This window comes from Nocardioides sp. CPCC 206348, from assembly GCF_048654705.1.
Taxonomy (GTDB): domain Bacteria; phylum Actinomycetota; class Actinomycetes; order Propionibacteriales; family Nocardioidaceae; genus Nocardioides.
Genome location: NZ_JBMCZA010000176.1, coordinates 17,548 through 19,364, shown reverse-complemented (window position 1 = coordinate 19,364; position 1,817 = coordinate 17,548). Strand labels below are relative to the sequence as shown.

Sequence of the window (1,817 nt, the reverse complement as noted above, 5' to 3'; positions counted from 1 at the left end):
GAGATGGTCGACACGTCCGGCTTCACCCTCGGCGAGAACGTCGCGGCCACACCGGGCGCCGTCGTGTTCCGCAACGACGTCCTCGAGCTGATCCAGTACCTGCCGCAGTGCGACGAGGTCTACGAGGTGCCGGTGATGATCGTCCCGCCGACGATCAACAAGTACTACGCGATCGACCTCGCCCCGGGCCGGAGCCTCGTGGAGTTCAGTGCCCAGAACAACCGGCAGATGTTCGTGATCTCCTGGCGCAACCCCGATGCCCGGCACGCGGACTGGAACCTCGACACCTACGCCCGCGCGATCCTCGATGCGCTCGACGCCGTCGAGGAGATCACCGGGAGCTCCCGCACGGTGCTTGCCGGCATCTGCTCGGGCGGCATCCTCGCCAGCATCGTGGCGGCGTACCTCGCCGGCATCGGGCGTCAGGACCGCCTCGCCGGCGTGGTCCTCGCCGTGACCGTGATCGACAACGCCGGGTCGGGCACCATCGCGGCCCTCACCGATCCACGCCTTGCCGCCCGGGCAAAGGCGCGGTCGGCGAAGAAGGGCTACCTCGACGGTCGAGCACTCGCCGAGGTGTTCGCGTGGTTGCGTCCCAGTGACCTGATCTGGAACTACTGGGTCAACAACTACCTGCTCGGCAAGAAGCCGCCGGCCTTCGACATCCTGTTCTGGAATGCCGACACCACCCGGATGACGGCCGGGCTGCACGCCGACTTCGTCGACCTCGCGATGGAGAACCAGCTCATCCGCCCGGGTGCGCTGTCGGTACTCGGCGTGCCGATCGACCTCGGGTCGGTCACGGTCGACAACTACATCGTGGCCGGCATCGCCGACCACATCACGCCGTGGGAGAACTGCTACCGGACCACCCAGCTCTTCGGTGGGAAGAGCCGGTTCGTGCTCTCGACCAGCGGCCACATCGCGGCCCTGGTGAACCCGCCGGGCAACCCGAAGGCGACCTTCCACACCAACGACGACCACGGCGCCGACGCGAAGGCCTGGCTCAAGGGAGCAGAGACCCGGCAGGGCAGCTGGTGGAACGACGGGACGGCGTGGCTCAACGAGCGCTGCGGCGATCTCAAGCCGGCACCCAAGGACCTCGGTTCGACCCGGTTGCAGCCCCTGGCCGACGCCCCGGGCACCTACGTCTACGACAAGTGAGGCATCACCCCGTGAACCAGCTCCGCCAGGTCACCGTGCTCGGACACCCGATCCGGGTCTCGGTCCGACCGGGGAGTGAGCCCGGGCCGCCGCTCCTGCTGTGCAACGGGATCGGCGCGAGCCTGGACCTGTTGCAACCCTTCGTCGACGCGCTGGACCACCGGATCGAGGTGGTCCGCTTCGACGTGCCCGGCGTCGGTGGATCGCCCGACCCGCGGACGCCGTACAACTTCGCGCTCCTCGCGCACGGCGTCGGCAAGCTGATGACCCGGCTCGGCCATCACGAGTACGACGTCCTGGGGATCTCGTGGGGCGGCGGACTCGCGCAGCAGATCGGCTTCCAGCAGCCGCGTCGCTGCCGGCGCCTGGTGCTGGCCAGCACCGCCACCGGCGCCCTGATGGTCCCCGCCGGGCCACAGGTCTTGCGCAAGATGATCACCCCGCGGCGCTACCGGGACGCGGGCTACGCCGTCCAGGTCGCCGCCGAGCTGTACGGCGGGCAGATGCGCGACCGGCCCGACGACGTACGCCGGTTCATGCACGACCAGTCCCGCGTCGGGTCCCGCCGCGGCTACCTGCTCCAGCTGCTCGCCGGAGCGGGCTGGTCGAGCCTCCCGGCACTGCCGCTGATCCGGCAGCCCACCTTGATCCTG

Annotated in this window: 2 protein-coding genes; both read left to right on the top strand. The window is 69.5% G+C overall.

The features are described from left to right. The coding region (locus ACOADB_RS14035; protein ID WP_378599661.1) for a PHA/PHB synthase family protein at window positions 1-1,164 on the top strand (1,164 nt) is incomplete at its 5' end. 11 nt (window positions 1,165-1,175) lie between these two features. After that, the coding region (locus tag ACOADB_RS14030) for an alpha/beta fold hydrolase (protein WP_378599658.1) at window positions 1,176-1,817 on the top strand (642 nt) is incomplete at its 3' end.